Here is a 16,662-nt window from a genome sequence, read left to right on the forward strand (position 1 = left end):
GCAGGCGGGTGGGATTGCACTCAAAGTTTAAGGAAAAAGTCATGGCTGAAGATAAAATCAAGAATGTTGAAAGCAAGGTTGAAGGCGCAGCAACAGATGCCAAAGGCCATGTTAAAGATGCCATCGGCGGTTTGACAGGTAATATTGGCATGCAGGCCGAAGGTAAGTTCGATCAGTTTGCTGGCCACATGCAGCAGGATTTTGCAGATCTGTACGAAGAAGGTGAAGGCGTGCTGGAAAAGGCAGCAACCTTTGTGCGGGATAAGCCCCTGCTTTCATTGGGTATTGTATCCGCTATTGGCCTTGTTCTGGGCTGGCTGATCTTCCCCCGTCGCAAGCGTTCTTGAAAAATTAGTTTACCGGGACTCTTGCGCTCCTAGGTAAAAAAATGCTTCTCCTTCCCTGCGGAGTCGCAGTTGATGCGACTCGGTTAATTTAGCCGAGTCGCATCAAATGGATGGAAAGAGAAGCAATGCCGGACTTTACGCGGGAACAGCAGCTGGGTGGCCGAGTGGCCGGGGTGGATGAAGTGGGCCGTGGCCCGCTGGCAGGCCCCGTGGTTGCTGCCGCCGTGGTGTTTGGTGCTGGTGTACCTGCTGATCTTGCCGCCGTTATTGATGATTCCAAAAAATTAAAACCAGCTGTGCGCGAAGCCATAGCGGAACGTCTGCCGCAAGTGCCGGGTATTGAAATCGGCATTGGGGCAGCTTCCACTGCGGAAATCGATAAGCTGAACATCCACCATGCAGCCCATCTGGCCATGCAAAGGGCGGTAGGCCGCCTGCCGCGCCTGCCAGACCACGTGCTGGTGGATGGCAACAAGCTGCCGGATTTTGGCTGCGCTGCACAGGCTATTGTGGGCGGAGACAGGGTAAGCCTGTCTATTGCTGCGGCATCTATTGTGGCCAAAGTGGTGCGAGACCGCGCTATGGCTCGGCTGGATGCGCGCTGGCCTGATTACGGCTGGGAGAAAAACGCGGGCTACGGCACGGCTGTTCATCGCAAGGCGCTGATCAGCGTGGGCATTACACCGCACCATAGAAAAACGTTCGGCACAGTGCGCCGGCAGCTAGAAGAACATTATTCGGCGGAGAAGCAGGTATGAGCGGCGCAAAATCAGCATCCATGGAACTCCCTATTGATCAGATCCTCCGTGGTGAATGCGTGGAAACCATGCGTTCCCTGCCTTCTGGTTCTGTGGATTGTGTGTTTGCAGATCCACCATACAACCTCCAGTTGCGTGGGGAGCTGCGCCGCCCAGATGATACGCTGGTGGATGGTGTGGATGATGACTGGGACAAATTCTCTGATCTGGAAGAATATGACCGCTTCACCCGTGCATGGTTGGCAGAGGCCCGCCGTGTGCTGCATAAGGATGGCACAATTTGGGTGATTGGCTCCTATCATAACATCTATCGCATTGGCGCCATTTTGCAGGATCTGGGCTTCTGGATTCTCAATGACATTGTGTGGCGTAAATCCAACCCCATGCCCAATTTCCGTGGTCGGCGTTTTACCAATGCACATGAAACCCTTATCTGGGCCGCACGTGGGCAGGATAGCCGGTACCGCTTTAACTACCAGGCCATGAAGGCGCTGAATGATGATGTGCAGATGCGCTCAGACTGGTATCTGCCCCTGTGCACAGGCAATGAGCGCCTGCGGAATGAACACGGGTTGAAGCTACATCCGACCCAAAAACCAGAAAGCCTGCTGCACCGCGTGCTGCTGGCTTCCACCACGGTAAATGATGTTATTCTAGACCCATTCTCCGGCACAGGCACCACGGCTGCTATGGCGCGCCGTTTGCGGCGGCATTTCATCGGTATTGAACGCCACCCGGATTATGTAGAAGCTGCCATGGCGCGTGTGGCCGCTGAAACGCCGCTGGAAGCCGATGCCGTGCAGACCACTCAGGATAAGCGTGAAGCCCCGCGTATTCCTTTCGGCTCATTGGTGGAGCAAGGGGTTATTGCTGCTGGTACGGTAGTGTGTGACAAAAAACGCCGTGTACATGCGACTGTTTCGCCTGATGGTACGTTGGTAAATGGCACCAAGCGCGGTTCTATCCACAAGTTGGGTGCGCAGCTTACAAATGCTCCTTCCTGCAATGGCTGGACATTCTGGTATTTTGAACGGGCAGGGGAATTGTTGCAGCTTGATGTGCTGCGGCAGGAAACACTCCAGAAAACAGCGCAGGCATAACTGCGCTGTTTTCTAAGGTGTAAGAAAATACTTTAAAAACAGAATATAAAAAGGCAGCGTTTTAGCTGCCGCCAAAGCCCAAAAAGCCCACAGAAGGTTGTGCGGTGCCGCCTGTGCTATCGTACCGCCGTTCTTGTATTTGCTTCTGTTCGTCCTGCTCATAACGGGCATTGTTGATGCCGCCAGAAACAACAGGTTCCGAACCACCATCCATGCTGCCACCGTAAGAACGCGGGTTATCTGCCGGAGTGCGGAGGGACAACAGAAGGAAGGTAATGGGGTTACGGTTGAGGTCGATAGACATATCCAGAGGTGTCTGACCCAGAATATTATGCCCGTTCAGATCCGCCCCACGGTTAATGGCATCTTTTGCAGCAGAAATGCTGCCACGGTTAATGGCATCAAACAGGGCGGCTGTGGGTTCCACATCCTTATTGGATTTATCCCCGTCATCTTCATCCAAGCCTGATGCACCGGGAATATTGGTGGGCGGGGCAGCCTGTTTGGCAGCCTGCGCGGCTTCCGCCTTTTTGGCGTCTTCAGCAGCAGCAGCTTCATCGCCCCCTTGTGCCTGCGCCCAGACAGGAGTGGTGGCAAAGCAGGCAAAACTGCCCATAAGCACGGCAGAAGAAGCAAGGCGGCAGAAACGGGTCATTGTCTGTCCATCATTACACGTATGCGTCATGCTATCACACCGCATAATGGTGTGAAAGTGGAGAGACCGCACCCCCCACTCTTTCCCTGCTGTTATCAATTCCGGCCTTCACGCCACCATCCTGCAAAAAGGAAGGCGAGGGATACCAGCAGCATGCTCCATGTTGGCAATAAGGGTTCTGCGCTTTGGCCCGTTACAATATGCGCGCCACGTTGCGGGAAGGCCAGCCAATTTGCGCCGTGCAGGGTGGAGGATTCTGCCATCCGAATGGTGGGTATGGCCAAATGTCCGGGCGTACCCAGCCAGAACACACCACCGCCAGACTGCTGCACAATAGGCGCCAGCTTGGTGGCCGTGGCCCGTAAATCCGTCATTTCACGGATATCGCTTTGCACTGGAGCTGCGTAGGCGGTGTGGGTGCCATCTGTTACCTGCCAGATTCCTGCTTCATTGGCGGGCATGGTTGCTGTCTGGCTGCCATCCTGTGGGGCAGCATGCAGGCGCAGGGATGTTTGCGTGCCCGAAGGCGCCGTGATGGTGATACCGGGCAGAGTGGCTTCGGTGCTGATACTGTGGCGCGTTACGGTTAACACGTTGTCTGTAATGCTGGCAGCCAGTTGTTCTTCTTCCAGCTCTGGCTCTTTCATCAGCCAATGGGAAATCCGGCGCAGCAATTCCGCTTGCGGTCCGCCACCACCTTCACCGCGAGACCAAAGCCAGATCTGGTCAGAAAGCAGGAGGGCCACACGGCCCTGATCCACTCGGTCTAGAACCAGCAGAGGGGCGGCATCTGGTCCGCTCATCAGCACTTCACCATGTGTGCTGTCTGGTTTGAGAGCGCGGTACCAAGGCCCCCATGCGCCTGCAATGGTTGTGGTGCTATCTGGCACGTTGGCATCGGGCGCACCAGAAAGAGCTGCCGTAACAGGGTGTTGGCGGCCTTGCGCAGTTAACCGAGGGCGGAACTGGCGCTCAACCATGCCTGTTTCTGGCGGCACATGCGCGGGCAGCACATCACCTACAGGGGTTTCCTGTAATGATCCGGGGCCTACAAATTCTGGCCCAGCGGTTAGCAACAACCCACCACCACGGCGCACAAAGTTGGCAATGTTTTCCAGGTAGCTGTGGGGCAGAATGCTGCGGTTTTCAAAACCATCCAGAATGATCAGGTCAAACTGGTTGATCTTGTCCTGAAACAGTTCCTTTACGGGAAAAGCAATGAGCGCCAGATCAGATAGCGGCGTGCCATCATCTTTTTCTGGTGGACGCAGAATGGTGAAGTGGATCAGATCCACTGCCGGGTCTGCTTTCAGCAACCGGCGCCAGACACGCTCCCCTTGGTTGGGGGTGCCGGAAATCAGCAAAACCCGCAGCCTATCCCGAATACCCATAATATGGGTGATGTTTTGATTATTCAGTTGTGAGATTTCCCCCGACAGAGGGGAAACCGAAAGGCTGATAAGCATCTGCCCCGGCCGTGCAACAGGGATGCTGATATCTTGCGGCGTGTCTGTAACAACAGGGATGACCACAGGCTCTTCCCCATTCACGCGTAAGGTAAGTTCCGCTGGTGTGCCAGTATGCGTGCCGGGGCCGGAATCTTCGGCCAATACGCGTAAATGTGCGGGTTGTCCGGCAATGGCGTAGGGCGGTGCTTCTAGTATCTGGAGCTTGCGGTCTGTTTCCTCATCTTTGGCGGTCAGCAACACATGCAGGGGTAGGGGAGTTTGTTCTCCTGCAGCAGTGTGCGGGCGCAGGCGATCTGGCAGGCTGGCCGGAATATCAGCAACCTGACCATCTGTAACCATCATGGCGCCAGCAAGCTGATCAGGCGGAATATCTGCTGCAGCCTGATCCAGGGCTTCAAACAGGCGGGTGCCGTCATGCCCGTTCTGGCGCACTGTAACGGTACGAATATTCAGCCCTTCCACCTGCATATGGGCCAATGCATCTGCCGCCTGCCGGGCAATAGCTGCCCGTTGTCCGATAGACATGGAAGGAGATTGATCTACCAGCATAAGGGCGGTTTGGGGCAGGCTATGCCAGCTTTCACGCAGATGCTGCGGGCCCGCCAGCCAGAACAGAAGCGAGGCAAGAGCAGCCAGGCGCAGCAAGGCCCCGCGCGCGCCGTTATACAGGCTCCACGCACAAAGTATCAGGCCCCCAATGCCTAGTAGAGCCAGCAGCCATAAAGGCAGAAGTGGCGCAAAACCAATGGATTGCATTAGATTGTTTATCATGGCCGGTCTTCCAGCCGTTTCAGCAGCATGGGCACGTGCACTTGGTCTGCCTTATAACTGCCGGTAAGCGCGTAAATGACAATATTTAGTCCAAAGCGATAAGCCAGTAACCGCTGCTCTGCGCCACCAGGAATAACCGCAAAGGGCGTATTGCCAGATGGATCAACCGCCCAAGCGTGTGCCCAGTCTGCCGAGCCGATAATAATGGGGCTGACTTCATCATTTCCGGCATCGCCTTCCCGCGCCACCCAGATGGGCTGGCCAGCGTAACGGCCCGGAAAGTCATGCAGCAGGTAAAAAGTATGCGCCAGTAGGTGGTGGTCATTCATGGTTACGAGGGGCGGCACTGTTAGCCCTGTTGTAGCGCGGCGCAGGGCGGCGCGCGTGCCCGGAGCATCTCCGGCAAAGCTGGCATCATCTGTGGTGCCGTCTGGCGTGTCCTGTCCTTGGGTATCAATGAGCAAAATGCCACCATGCGCCATAAAACGGTTGAGTGCGGCTATCATGGCGGGAGAGGTATGGGCATCTGGCGTAATCGGCCAGTATAGCAATGGATAGTAGGCCAGATCATCCGTTTCGGGGTGCACGCCATCAGGGTGGCCCAGCACGGCAGATGTGCGGGCATTCGTAAAATCCGCCAAACCCTGAAGCCCTTGGCGCGAGGCTTCATCTACATCTTCATGCCCGGTCAACACGTAGGCCAGACGTGTTTCAAGTGCTGCTCCGGGCACGGAGGGTAAGGTTTGTTGTGCAGGAACCGGCGGTTGTGTATCTGCTGCATGGGCCGGAGCGGCCATGCCGAACAGCAGCCCGCCTATAACCAATGCAGCCGTATGAGCGCGGTTGGTAACCAAAAGCCCTTTGCGCATCAGCAGAACCACAGCGCCATCAAGCAACAGCAGAACAATGGCTGCCAGAAGGCAGAAGCGCCCCAGTGGCACATCCGGCTGTTGTCCTGCCGGATCTGTAATAAGACCCACGGCGCTTTCAGGATGCAGCGTGGCAACGTGGTCCGCTGCATTTAAGGCGCGGCGGCCAGAACCGGGGCCATACAGGCCCGGGGGGTGCGCGGGGGAAACATCCGTGCTGGCAAAGGCGGAAGCTTTTAGGCCGCGCGCATAAGGTGGCGGAGGGCCAGCAATACCTGCACCATCCAGCGTAAGGGCTGGTTGCAATATGGCATCATCCGCTGGCACACTTACGCCGTTTGCGTGGTCTGTCAGCCTTTGCAGCATGGAGACAAACAACCCGGAAAGCGGCAGGTTAGACCAATCTGTTGTGCTGCTGACATGGAACAGCACAATTTCACCTTTGCCCAGCGCGGCATGTGTAACCAGCGGCGTGCCATCTGCCAGCCGTGCCCATGTATGCTCAGTAAGTGTGGCGGAGGGGCGTGCCAGAACCTGCCGAGAGACTGTGACATCATGAGGAGGCACTAAACCAGCGAATGGGGAGGTGGCATCAAACTTGGCAAGTTTTTGCGGGGTGCCCCATGTCATGGAGCCGCCGAGTTGGCGTGCACCATCCAGCAAAGCGACGGGAAGCAGATCTTGCATGGTCTGCTGGGTATTGTCGTTCTCGGTGGTTTCAGTCGCATCATCATGCTGGGCACCGGCAAGGGCTGGCCCTGCAAAGCGGATGAGTGTGCCGCCATTTTTAACCCATTCACGCACTTTTTCTCGTGTTTCCGGGTCTGCCAATGTGCCATCAGGCGCAATTAAAACAGAAAGCGGGCGGCTTAAAAGCGCCAATGGCGTGCCTTCATGCAATTCGGCAGAAGGGGCAAGAGCGCGGCGCAAATAGAACAAAGACCCCACTAAAGGTGTATCCGCTCCGCCGGAAGCCAGAAGCCCTACCGGATGCAGGCGGCTGCTTTCATCCATTAGCACTGTGGTGGCAGCGCTAGCTGTGCCTGCAAGCGTAAGCGTATCTATGCGGTTGCGCACGGCGGCAGGCAAGTTCACAGCAATATTGGCGTGGCCAGATTGTGCGGGCAGGGTTACGGGTACAACGGCCAGCGTGCCCCCATCTTGCGTATGCGCAATAACATTAAAACTACGTGGAGCCGCAGCAGGCATCGCCACCAGCCGTGCCATGACGTTATTGCCTTTATCGACCACCGGAGCCAGAGCCACAGCGTTTTGATGCGGAAAGCGCACTTCCCGCACGCGCCCCAAACGTTGCAGGGTGTGCGTAAACGCGCCATCGCTGGGGGTGGCAACACCATCCGCCAGATACAGAATACTGCCAAATGTTTGTGCCGCTAGATGTTCCAGTGTGTGGGCGGCAGCTAAGCGGTCTACTTGCCAAGGTTCCGGGCGCAACGCGTTCAGATGCTGCCGCACTTGAGCAACTGGCAAGGGGGCGAGGCTTTCTGCCACAGATGTTTCGGCTTCCGGCGCGGTGGTAAGCAACAGCACGGGACGTTTGGCGCGTTCGGCATCATCCAGAAAATTCTGGGCAGCGGCTAAACGTTCGTTCCAGTCTGCGGCGCTGAACATGCCGTTATCTATAATAAGCAACACCGGGCCAGATCCTTGCTGGGCGGCATTGTGCCCCGGTAGCACTGGCCGGGCCAGGCCAAGAACCAACAAAGCAACAGCGAGCAGACGCAGGAGCAGCAACCACAGCGGAGAGCGTGCAGCCTCGGTCTGGCGTGGTTTCAGGCTGGCCAACAGTTTTACAGGCGGAAACACTTGTTGGCGTGGGCGCGGGGGTATTGCACGCACAAGCCACCACACCAACGGCAGCGTAAGCAGGCCCAGCAGGGCAAGGGGAGCCAGAAAAATCATACCCGGCGGCCCATCAAATTATGCAGGGCCAGCAAGGTGGGCGTGGCTGGAGTATCGGTAACATGGCAAATATAATCATGCCCAAGGCTTGTAGCCATTTGCTCCATCTGGCTGCTGCGTGCAGATGCCAGATGGGTGTAATCTGCACGCAATGTTTGCACATGGGGCAGCTCAATGGGCGGTTCCTGCTCCAGCCCCGTAAACTCAACGCGCCCTTCATAGGGCAGGGAAAGCTCTGCCGGATCTGCGATATGGAGAATATGCGCACGCACGCCCCGCGCTGCACATTGATGAAGCAGGCCGCGCAGGGCCTCTGTTTCACACAGCAGATCACTGGTCAGCAGTAAATGTGCATGGCGGGGCAGCGCGACAGCGGCAGGCAGCGTATTTTTTTGCGGCGAGGAAGCCTGAAACACCAAAGCCAATGCCAGACGCTCCAGAAGGCTGCCGCCAGAGGGTAGATGCACCATACCGGATGAAGAAAGCAGCCGAATGCGTTCTCCCCCACGAGCAAGAGCAGCGGCCATTGCCAGCGTGAGCAGAATGGCGCTTTCCAGCTTGGTGGGCATGTTGGTGCGGGAGTGCCAGTTCATGGAGCCAGAAAGATCACACCACAACAGAATGGTTTGCGCGCTTTCGGCTTCTGTTTCGCGCACATAAGCATGGGTGCTGCGGGCGGACTGTCGCCAGTCTATATGCGCAGCGGGCTCTCCCGGCTGGGCTGGGCGATATTGCCAGAAGGTATCTCCCCACCCCGCGCGATGTTGCGGGTGCTGCCCGGCCGCCAGTGTGGCGGCGGTGCGATTGGCCTGCACAATTAAATCGGGCATGCGTGCCGCCAAGGCCTGTGCTTGTTGAGTAAGCGTGGCAGGTTGCCCGATGGCAGCAGAACTATCTGCCAGCGCGGCAAAATGCGGAGCCTGTGTGGTGCCAGCCTTATTGCGGCGGAATGCGGCGGTAAGAAAGGAGGGGCCGCGCAATGGCTTTAACCCAGTTGTTGCAGAAGGCGAGAGATTACATCCTGAATTTGCACACCTTCAGCGCGGGCGGCAAAAGTCAGCGCCATACGGTGGGCCAGAACAGGCTGGGCCAATGCCGCAACATCATCCAGGCTGGGGGAAAGTCTGCCATCCAGCAAGGCGCATGCGCGGGTGGCCAGCATAAGCGTTTGTGCGGCCCGCGGGCCGGGGCCCCAAGCAATTTGTTCACGCAAGGTGGCATCTTGCGTGGTTTCTGGCCGGGCGTTGCGCACCAGGTTGAGAATGGCATCCAGCACTTTTTCACCTACCGGAATACGGCGCACCAGTGCCTGTGCTTCCAGCAGGCTTGCGGCATCCATAAGGGTTTGGGGCTGTTCTGTTTGTGCGCCGGTGGTGGCTAGCAGCATCTGCCGTTCTGCTGCTTCATCAGGGAAGGAGAGTGGAATTTGCAGCATAAAGCGGTCAAGCTGCGCTTCTGGCAGCGGGTAGGTGCCTTCCTGCTCCATAGGGTTCTGGGTGGCCAGAACATGAAAAGGGCGTGGCAAAGGGTATTCTGTTCCGGCTACGCTTACGCGGTGTTCCTGCATGGCTTGCAGCAGAGCGGACTGTGTGCGGGGGCTGGCGCGGTTGATTTCATCCGCCATCAGCAACTGGCAGAATACCGGGCCGGGCACAAAGCGGAAGCTGCGGTGGCCAGAGGCATCTTCATCCAGAATTTCACTGCCCGTAATATCGGAGGGCATAAGGTCTGGCGTAAACTGCACGCGGCGCGAATCAAGCCCCAGCACTGTTCCCAAAGTTGTGACCAGCAATGTTTTGCCTAAACCGGGCGCCCCCACCAAAAGCGCGTGGCCACCAGCAAGAATGGTGGCAAGCGTTTGGCGGATAACCTGTTTTTGGCCAAAAACAATGCGAGAGGTTTCCTGCTGCACGGCTTGCAGCCGTTCGCAGATACGGTCTGCCTCCCGCACTTCGGGAGGAGAGGAGGGCTGTTGCGCGGGCTGCGATGCGTCTGATGCGGTCATGGTTCCAGTGTGAAGCACATACGGGGCTTACATCAAGCGGGGTATCATCCCTATATCATCAGGATGACGGTATGGACACGTATTACAGGATGATAGGCCAGTGAAAGGCGAACACGCAGTGAGTGGCGACAGTCTTGCCTGTTCGGGGCATCAGGAAAGCCCGGAAAGAAAAAGGCATGACTTGGGATACCTGCCTTTTCTGGTGCGGCGCGATGGCGTGTGGCTTTATAGGGGCACGCCCATAAAACGTAAGGCCATGCTGTGCATGTTTGGCTCCATGCTCACGCGGGATGAAAAAGGGGCATACCTGCTACGCTCTCCTTTTGAGACCGGGTATATTGAAGTGGAAGACGTGCCTTTTCTGGCGGTAGAGCTGGATTGGACAGGCTGCGGCAGAATGCAGCGTCTGTGTTTTCGCACCAATATGGATGAAGTGGTGGTGGCTGGGCCAGAGCACCCGATTCGGACAGATTGGAACATGCCGCCAGAAGCGTGCCCGGAGAGTTGCCCACCCTATATCCGCTTGCGAGAGGGGGATGATAGGCGCTTTCCGTTAGAAGCGCGTCTGTCTCGCCCAGTGTGGTACGAGCTGGCGGCTTTGGCAGAACCAGGCATGTGCCAAGGTATTCCCTGCATGGGCGTGTGGAGCTGCGGGTGCTTTTTTCCGCTTGCCAGGCAATCATCCGGCACAGATTGCGACGCATGACCCGCACTTTATTGCACCGGCTGGCTCCTGCACGTTTGCATGCGCTGGAGCAGATATGGGCCGTGCTGCCTGAAGCACGGCTTGTTGGCGGTGTGGTGCGTGATTTGATGGTGGGGCGCGCTATTGCAGATGTTGATCTGGCAGTGCCGCAACCGCCCGAAGAGGTTATGCAAGGCCTGAAGGCGCAGGGCATTACAGTTGTGCCTACTGGGTTGGCGCATGGCACGGTGACAGCGGTTATCGATTCCGCGCCCTATGAAATTACCACCCTACGGCGCGATGTGGAAACAGATGGACGGCACGCCGTGGTGTGTTGGACAGACAACTGGCAGGAAGATGCCGCGCGCCGAGATTTTACAATCAACGCCATGTCCTGTGACAGCACAGGTGCTGTGCATGATTATTTTGGCGGCCAGCAAGATCTGGCAGAAGGAACTGTGCGTTTTGTAGGCGATGCCACGCTGCGGATACAGGAAGATGCGCTGCGTATTCTGCGGTTTTTTCGCTTTTGGGGGCGCTATGGGCAGGGGCGGGCAGATGCACAGGCCATGCAGGCCATTACTGCGCAGGCGGCGTTGCTGAACGGCCTGTCTGTTGAGCGGGTATGGTCTGAACTTAAACGTATTCTGGCTGGGCCGAAGGCGCAGGATGTTGTGTATTTGATGCAGCAGGCCGGTATTCTGCCTGTTCTGTTGCCAGAAGGTGCAAATGTGCCTTTGTTTGCACGGTTGATGGCGTTTAACCCGCCAGCAGATGCACTGCTGCGGCTTGCTGCTTTGGTGCCGAATAAAAGCGCGGATATGGCACGCCGCCTCAAATTTTCTCGCGCTGAAGCCGCACGCCTCAAAGCCATGCAGGCTGAACCCGTGCCTTTGCCCAAGATGTCCGATGCGCAATTACGCCATTTATTGGCAGATACTCCGCCAGATATTCTGGCTGCACGCAGTTGGCTGCATCAGGCGCGGTATTCTGATGTTTTGGGCGAAGAACTGCGGCAACGTTTAGCGCGGCTTGAAATCCCTGTGTTTCCGATAGCAGGGCGAGATTTGCTAGAGGCAGGCTGCCAGCCGGGGCCGCACGTTGGGCAGGTGCTGAAAGATGTGCGTAACTGGTGGCAACAGGGTGGTTGCAGCGCAGATAAACAGGCTTGTCTGGCCTATGCGTTAGAGCTGGTGAAAGCATTGCCATAATAAAACCATGCGTCAGCCTCTTACGCGAAAGGGGGGGAGGCTGTTAGAGAAGACGCATGACGTCACAAGCATCTGCTTCCTCTACCCGTTCGTCCCGTTCTTCCCGCGATTTATTGCCGGATGATACCCGCGTGCTTCTGAGGCGGTTATGGCGGCAGCAGGTGCGCCATTTTCCCGGTAACCTTACGGCTGTTGTGTTGCTTACGGTATTAACAGCCGGGCTTACTGCATTGTACCCGCTGGTTATTCAGCGTGCGCTGGATATGTTTTCCAGCCATGATTCCCGCATTCTGTATCAGGTGCCGCTGTTGGTGGTGCTGATTACGGTTGCCAAATCTATTTCTCAATACGCGCAAACGCTGGCGTCTCAGGGGTTGGTGCTTAAGGTTATTCGTGGTTTGCAAAGCGAGATGTTTGCGCATCTGATGCAGGCGGATATTACCGATGTAGAGCGTGAGGCTCCGGCCAAACTGGCAGCACGTTTTACCACGGATGCCGTTTCTATCCGTGAAGCCATGATCCGCGCAGTAAACTCGCTGGGTGATGTTGTGACCGTGGTGGGGCTGATTGCCTCCATGTTTTACATGGATTGGGAACTCAGCCTGATAGCCGGTCTGCTTTACCCCATTGCCGCAGTGCCTATTCAAAAGCTGGGCAAACGCGTGCGGCGCGCTTCTGGTGGCATGCAGGAACGGATTGGGGAAACCGCTGCTTTTCTAACAGAAAGCTTTAGCCAGGCTCGTACTGTGCGCGTGTATCGGCTTGAACAGCGCGAGGAAGAACGCGCGGCCATTTCCTTCGATCATCTGCATCAGGCCATGCTGCGTATTACGCGCGGTCGTGCACGTGTTGACCCCTTGTTAGAAGCGCTGGGTGGTTCTGCCGTGGCTGCGGTATTAGGTTTTGCAGGGTGGCGGGCCGCTATGGGCGGGGCCACATTAGGGGATTTTTCCGGCTTTGTGGCGGCTTTGTTGCTGGCAGCACGCCCCTTACGTGCATTAGGGGCCTTGAACGCCGCCTTGCAGGAAGGGTTGGCCGGACTTGTGCGTATTTTTGAAATTATTGATGAAAAACCCGCCGTGGCAGATAGCCCCAATGCTGTGCTTCTTGGTGCCGGACAGGGTGATCTGGTTTTTAAAGATGTCGGCTTTGTTTACCCAGATGGTCGCGTTGGTCTTTCCGGCCTTAATTTTGAGGCCAAGCCGGGCTTTACCGTAGCGCTAGTGGGGCCATCTGGTGCAGGTAAGTCCACGGCGCTTTCCCTCGTGCCGCGGCTGCATGATGTCACATCGGGCTGCATTTTACTGGATGGGCAAGATCTGCGGGATCTCACACTGGCCAGCTTGCGAGATGCCATCGCTTATGTCAGCCAAGATCCGCTGCTGTTTGACCTTTCTGTGCGCGACAACATTCTGATAGGCCGCCCCACCGCCACGGAAGAGGAGGTTCAGGCAGCGGCCAAGGCAGCCGCAGCCGAAAAGTTTATTCTGGCCTTGCCCGCAGGGTATGAAACCATAGTGGGGCCGGGTGGGCAGCGTCTTTCTGGCGGGCAGAGGCAGCGTGTGGCCTTGGCGCGCGCTCTACTGCGCAACCCACGCCTTCTGCTGCTGGACGAAGCGACAAGCGCGCTGGATAGTGAGAACGAAGCCGCAGTGCAGGACGCTTTGGTGACCCTGCGTAAAGGGCGTACAACGCTTGTGGTAGCGCATCGTCTTTCCACCGTACGGTCAGCAGATCTGGTGGTGGTCATGCAGGAAGGCCATGCTGTGGAATGCGGAAACCATGATGAACTCATGGCGCAAAACGGCCTATATGCGCGGCTGGTTAGAACGCAGGGGTTGGAACGTTAAGGCCAGCGCAGCAGATTGGGCGTGGCAAACTGCGTCTTTTTTACAGCAAAACATTAAAAACCCAGGTTGCATGTGTGCTGAATGCCATGTGCGACTTGATGCCTGCTTGTGAACATGCCACAAAACTGACCGACCAGTTCGGTCAGAGATGAATTGACCGAAAAAGCAGGGTATGCGCCGTGCGTTTGAGATGGCAGGGAACAGTATGACAGACGACCACAACGACCAGTCTTCCGCAAATACCGGCGCACCAGCCAAGCCAGAAGAAAAGAAAAAAGAGAATCCTCGCCGCAAGATTATTCTCACTGGTGTTATTGCCGTGCTGGCTGTGGGGGCCGGTGTTTACTGGTTTATGACTCGCAATGAAGTTGAAACCGATGATGCTTTTACCGCCGGGCGCGCCATTACCATTGCGCCGCATGTTAGCGGGTATGTGACAGAACTGCTGGTGAACGATAACCAGTTTGTACGCAAAGGGCAGCTTCTGGCGCGTATAGACCCGCGAGACTGGAAAGCCGCGCGAGATCAGGCTGCTGCACAGGTTGAAAGCGCGCAGGCATCTAAGAACGCCAGTGACATGATGCACATGGTGGCTATGCTGGAGTTTCCCGGTAAGCTGTTGCAGGCAAAAGGCCAGCTAGAAGCCGCCAAGGCTCAGGAATTTAAGGCGCAAACAGATTTCCGCCGCCAGCATGTGGTGGAACGTGCAGCAACTTCGCAGCAGGATATAGATTCAGCCCGTGCTGCGTTGGATGCTGCCAAGGCTCGTGTGATAGCCGCACAGGGTGCCGTGCAGATGGCCATGCCTGTGCAACCCAATATTCAGAACACCGCTATCCAGATCACTCAGGAAGAGGCCGCAGTTAAAACCGCACAGGCCCGGCTGGAAACGGCAAACCTGAATCTGGAATGGACAGAAATTCGTGCCCCGCATGATGGCTGGATTTCCCAACGTAATCTGGAACAGGGCAACTATGTGCAGCAGGGGCAGAATATACTGTCCATTGTGGAGCCGGAAGTATGGGTAGTGGCCAACTACAAGGAAACCCAGATTACCCGTATGAAGCCCGGCCAGAAGGTGGATATCAAGGTAGATGCTTATCCATCCCTTAAGGTGCATGGGCATATTGATTCACTGCAAAAAGGCACAGGCGCGCAGTTCAGTGCCTTTCCGCCAGAAAACGCAACCGGCAACTACGTAAAAATTGTGCAGCGCGTGCCAGTTAAAATCCTGATTGATGATGGGCTGGACCCCAACCAGCCATTGGCACTTGGTATGTCCGTGGTGCCCACCGTGCATGTTGATACAGAAGGGCACTCTGATGCGCCGCCGCGTGATGGGGCAGAACCAGCAACCCCGGTTGCGCAATGAGCACACAGGCCGAAGTAGCCCCCGGCGGGTGGAAGCCGAAGCATAATCCGTGGACAGTCGCCTTTGTTGTAACCATGGCGGCGTTCATGGAAATTCTGGATACAACCATTGTGAACGTCTCCCTGCCACATATCGCAGGGAGCCTGTCCAGCACGTATGATGACGCTACATGGACATTGACCGCCTATCTGGTGGCCAACGGGATTGTGCTGACAATTTCCGGTTGGCTGGGTAAGGTTTTTGGCCGTAAAAACTACTTTCTTATCTGCATTGTTATGTTCACCGTATCGTCGTTTTTGTGCGGTACGGCCACCAGCCTTGCAGAGCTGGTTGTTTTTCGTCTGTTACAGGGCTTTTTTGGCGGAGGGCTCCAGCCTAATCAGCAGTCCATTATTTTGGATAGTTTTCCGCCCGAAAAACGTGCCGCAGCGTTTGGCCTTACCGCCATTGCAGCCGTTGTGGGGCCGGTTATTGGCCCAACGCTGGGTGGGTGGATTACCGATAACTTCTCTTGGCGCTGGATTTTCTTCATCAACGTGCCATTCGGGTTTTTAACAACCGTTGGCGTTATGGCGTTGGTGGAAGATCCACCATGGGCGCGCAAACAAAAAGCCCCAGTGGATGCCATTGGTATCAGCCTGATTACCATTGGGTTTGCCAGCCTTGAAGTGATGGTGGACCGTGGTGAGGATGCAGACTGGTTTGGCTCCACCTTCATTCGCATTATGGGTGTGCTGGCGTTTTTGGGCATTGGTGGCGCTGTTTTGTGGCTGTTGCACGCCAAAAACCCGGCAGTGGATTTGCGTGTGTTCAAGGATCGTAATTTTGCGGTGGGCACAGCACTTATGGGGGCAATGGGGGCGCTGCTTTATGCATCCGCTATCATTGTTCCGCAGTTTGCCCAGCAAGTTATGGGGTACACGGCCACTATTTCCGGTTTGCTGCTTTCTCCGGGGGGGATTGCCGTTATCTTTCTGATCCCCATAGTGGGTAAGCTTATGACGCTCATGCCTGTGCGGAATGTGATTGCGCTTGGTTTTGGGCTTATGGGTATTGCTCTGTTTTGGTCAGCCCATTTGTTGCCATTGCTGGACTTCCATCATCTCATGCTGTTCCGCATGAGCCAGACGGCCTGTTTGGCTTTTCTGTTTGTGCCGCTTTCCACCATTGCGTATTCCACCATTCCGGAAAAACTGAATGCAGATGCTTCGGCATTATTCAGTATGGCGCGTAACGTGTTGGGGTCTTTGGCTATTTCTGGTGCCACGGCACTGCTTACAGAGCGGCGGCAGGCGCATCAGTCCTACATGGTGCAGTGGATGACGCCCTACCATCAGCCGTATAATGATTATCTGGCGCAGGCCAGGGGTGTTGCCACAGCCCACGGATACGCCCCCGGCGCGGCACAGGCCATTGCACAGCACACCCTGTTTCAGGAATTCACTCGGCAGGTGGCTATGTTGTCTTACAATGAAGTGTTCATGATCTTGGGTATAGGTTCGTTTCTTTGTGTGCCGTTCTGCTTCCTGTTTTCTGCCATTACAGGCAGCGGCAAGACGACTGGCGCACACTAAAAAGCGCAGCAAAAAGCCAATACAAAAAAGCTCCCTGACTATAGGCGGTCAGGGCGCTTTTTTATTGCGCGTT

The 16,662-nt window shown here is 56.2% G+C and carries 13 protein-coding genes; 8 read left to right on the forward strand and 5 right to left on the reverse strand.

Annotation, left to right across the window (positions count from 1 at the left end; translation table 11 throughout):
- The first annotated feature begins 41 nt into the window (after positions 1 to 41).
- From DS739_RS05070 to DS739_RS05080, 3 genes are all read left to right on the forward strand, one after another.
- Positions 42 to 347, forward strand: a complete 306-nt coding sequence (locus DS739_RS05070; RefSeq protein WP_035351587.1) for a CsbD family protein — start codon at positions 42 to 44, stop codon at positions 345 to 347.
- Positions 348 to 457: 110 nt separating this feature from the next.
- Positions 458 to 1,105, forward strand: coding sequence for a ribonuclease HII (locus DS739_RS05075; protein WP_006116024.1), 648 nt, complete (start codon positions 458 to 460; stop codon positions 1,103 to 1,105).
- The gene (locus DS739_RS05080; protein ID WP_006116023.1) at positions 1,102 to 2,205 is read left to right on the forward strand and encodes a site-specific DNA-methyltransferase; all 1,104 of its coding nucleotides are present in this window, start codon (positions 1,102 to 1,104) and stop codon (positions 2,203 to 2,205) included. Before DS739_RS05075 ends, DS739_RS05080 begins: the two co-directional genes overlap by 4 nt.
- Before the next feature lie 61 nt (positions 2,206 to 2,266).
- Here DS739_RS05080 and DS739_RS05085 read toward each other — a convergent pair whose 3' ends face one another.
- The 5 genes from DS739_RS05085 to DS739_RS05105 are packed head-to-tail and all read right to left on the reverse strand — an operon-like array spanning position 2,267 to position 9,915.
- The gene (locus DS739_RS05085) at positions 2,267 to 2,932 is read right to left on the reverse strand and encodes an ankyrin repeat domain-containing protein (protein WP_035351775.1); all 666 of its coding nucleotides are present in this window, start codon (positions 2,930 to 2,932) and stop codon (positions 2,267 to 2,269) included.
- A gap of 23 nt (positions 2,933 to 2,955) precedes the next feature.
- Entirely contained in the window at positions 2,956 to 5,100 is a 2,145-nt protein-coding gene (locus DS739_RS05090; protein ID WP_006116021.1) for a hypothetical protein, read from the reverse strand.
- A complete protein-coding gene (locus DS739_RS05095; RefSeq protein ID WP_006116020.1) occupies positions 5,097 to 7,892 on the reverse strand; it encodes a DUF4159 domain-containing protein in 2,796 nt (931 codons plus the stop codon). The genes DS739_RS05090 and DS739_RS05095 overlap by 4 nt, the downstream gene beginning before the upstream one ends.
- Positions 7,889 to 8,872, reverse strand: coding sequence for a DUF58 domain-containing protein (locus tag DS739_RS05100; protein WP_006116019.1), 984 nt, complete (start codon positions 8,870 to 8,872; stop codon positions 7,889 to 7,891). The genes DS739_RS05095 and DS739_RS05100 overlap by 4 nt, the downstream gene beginning before the upstream one ends.
- 5 nt (positions 8,873 to 8,877) lie before the next feature.
- Positions 8,878 to 9,915, reverse strand: a complete 1,038-nt coding sequence (locus tag DS739_RS05105; protein WP_006116018.1) for a MoxR family ATPase — start codon at positions 9,913 to 9,915, stop codon at positions 8,878 to 8,880.
- Positions 9,916 to 9,997: 82 nt separating this feature from the next.
- Between DS739_RS05105 and DS739_RS05110 the strand changes: the two genes are divergently transcribed.
- The 5 genes from DS739_RS05110 to DS739_RS05130 all read left to right on the forward strand — a co-directional run bounded on the left by DS739_RS05110 (position 9,998) and on the right by DS739_RS05130 (position 16,589).
- Positions 9,998 to 10,603: a DUF1285 domain-containing protein gene (locus DS739_RS05110; protein WP_035351577.1), complete on the forward strand. Its 606-nt coding sequence runs from the start codon at positions 9,998 to 10,000 to the stop codon at positions 10,601 to 10,603.
- Positions 10,600 to 11,793 (forward strand): CCA tRNA nucleotidyltransferase, encoded by a 1,194-nt coding sequence (locus DS739_RS05115; protein WP_035351574.1) that lies wholly within the window; start codon positions 10,600 to 10,602, stop codon positions 11,791 to 11,793. Before DS739_RS05110 ends, DS739_RS05115 begins: the two co-directional genes overlap by 4 nt.
- Before the next feature lie 56 nt (positions 11,794 to 11,849).
- Complete coding sequence (locus DS739_RS05120) at positions 11,850 to 13,643, forward strand: ABC transporter ATP-binding protein (RefSeq protein ID WP_006116016.1); 1,794 nt, start codon at positions 11,850 to 11,852, stop codon at positions 13,641 to 13,643.
- 172 nt (positions 13,644 to 13,815) lie between these two features.
- Positions 13,816 to 15,015 carry an HlyD family secretion protein gene (locus DS739_RS05125; protein WP_006116015.1) on the forward strand — a complete coding sequence of 400 codons (1,200 nt, stop codon included), beginning with the start codon at positions 13,816 to 13,818 and terminating at the stop codon, positions 15,013 to 15,015.
- On the forward strand, positions 15,012 to 16,589 hold the full coding sequence (locus DS739_RS05130; RefSeq protein WP_006116014.1) for a DHA2 family efflux MFS transporter permease subunit: 1,578 nt from the start codon (positions 15,012 to 15,014) through the stop codon (positions 16,587 to 16,589). The genes DS739_RS05125 and DS739_RS05130 overlap by 4 nt, the downstream gene beginning before the upstream one ends.
- Positions 16,590 to 16,662: the final 73 nt, after the last annotated feature.

The sequence above is a fragment of the Acetobacter sp. JWB genome (genome assembly GCF_003323795.1).
In the GTDB taxonomy this organism is placed as follows: domain Bacteria; phylum Pseudomonadota; class Alphaproteobacteria; order Acetobacterales; family Acetobacteraceae; genus Acetobacter; species Acetobacter oryzifermentans.

Excerpts from the sequence above, each read along its gene's own strand:
- DS739_RS05070 (WP_035351587.1), top strand. The coding sequence starts at position 42 with ATGGCTGAAGATAAAATCAAGAATGTTGAAAGCAAGGTTGAAGGCGCA.
- DS739_RS05075 (WP_006116024.1), top strand. The coding sequence starts at position 458 with ATGGAAAGAGAAGCAATGCCGGACTTTACGCGGGAACAGCAGCTGGGT.
- DS739_RS05080 (WP_006116023.1), top strand. The coding sequence starts at position 1,102 with ATGAGCGGCGCAAAATCAGCATCCATGGAACTCCCTATTGATCAGATC.
- DS739_RS05090 (WP_006116021.1), bottom strand. The coding sequence starts at position 5,100 with ATGATAAACAATCTAATGCAATCCATTGGTTTTGCGCCACTTCTGCCT.
- DS739_RS05095 (WP_006116020.1), bottom strand. The coding sequence starts at position 7,892 with ATGATTTTTCTGGCTCCCCTTGCCCTGCTGGGCCTGCTTACGCTGCCG.
- DS739_RS05115 (WP_035351574.1), top strand. The coding sequence starts at position 10,600 with ATGACCCGCACTTTATTGCACCGGCTGGCTCCTGCACGTTTGCATGCG.
- DS739_RS05120 (WP_006116016.1), top strand. The coding sequence starts at position 11,850 with ATGACGTCACAAGCATCTGCTTCCTCTACCCGTTCGTCCCGTTCTTCC.
- DS739_RS05125 (WP_006116015.1), top strand. The coding sequence starts at position 13,816 with ATGCGCCGTGCGTTTGAGATGGCAGGGAACAGTATGACAGACGACCAC.
- DS739_RS05130 (WP_006116014.1), top strand. The coding sequence starts at position 15,012 with ATGAGCACACAGGCCGAAGTAGCCCCCGGCGGGTGGAAGCCGAAGCAT.